Source organism: Acinetobacter sp. ANC 5378 (genome assembly GCF_013004315.1).
Classification (GTDB): Bacteria; Pseudomonadota; Gammaproteobacteria; order Pseudomonadales; family Moraxellaceae; genus Acinetobacter.
In genome coordinates this window covers 1-900 of the sequence record NZ_JABERK010000022.1, presented here as the reverse complement: position 1 = coordinate 900, position 900 = coordinate 1, and the positions used below count along the sequence as shown (strand labels likewise).

1 rRNA gene is annotated in these 900 nt (G+C 52.0%); it reads right to left on the bottom strand.

Features of this window, described 5'->3' with window-relative positions:
- A 16S ribosomal RNA gene (locus tag HLH16_RS06330) occupies positions 1-900 on the bottom strand; the annotation flags it as partial.

Here is a 900-nt window from a genome sequence, read left to right as displayed (position 1 = left end):
TATGTCAAGACCAGGTAAGGTTCTTCGCGTTGCATCGAATTAAACCACATGCTCCACCGCTTGTGCGGGCCCCCGTCAATTCATTTGAGTTTTAGTCTTGCGACCGTACTCCCCAGGCGGTCTACTTATCGCGTTAGCTGCGCCACTAAAGCCTCAAAGGCCCCAACGGCTAGTAGACATCGTTTACGGCATGGACTACCAGGGTATCTAATCCTGTTTGCTCCCCATGCTTTCGTACCTCAGTGTCAGTATTAGGCCAGATGGCTGCCTTCGCCATCGGTATTCCTCCAGATCTCTACGCATTTCACCGCTACACCTGGAATTCTACCATCCTCTCCCATACTCTAGCCAACCAGTATCGAATGCAATTCCCAAGTTAAGCTCGGGGATTTCACATTTGACTTAATTGGCCACCTACGCACGCTTTACGCCCAGTAAATCCGATTAACGCTTGCACCCTCTGTATTACCGCGGCTGCTGGCACAGAGTTAGCCGGTGCTTATTCTGCGAGTAACGTCCAAGCATCTAGAGTATTAATCTAGAGCTCCTCCTCCTCGCTTAAAGTGCTTTACAACCAAAAGGCCTTCTTCACACACGCGGCATGGCTGGATCAGGGTTCCCCCCATTGTCCAATATTCCCCACTGCTGCCTCCCGTAGGAGTCTGGGCCGTGTCTCAGTCCCAGTGTGGCGGATCATCCTCTCAGACCCGCTACAGATCGTCGCCTTGGTAGGCCTTTACCCCACCAACTAGCTAATCCGACTTAGGCTCATCTATTAGCGCAAGGTCCGAAGATCCCCTGCTTTCCCCCGTAGGGCGTATGCGGTATTAGCATTCCTTTCGAAATGTTGTCCCCCACTAATAGGCAGATTCCTAAGCATTACTCACCCGTCCGCCGCTA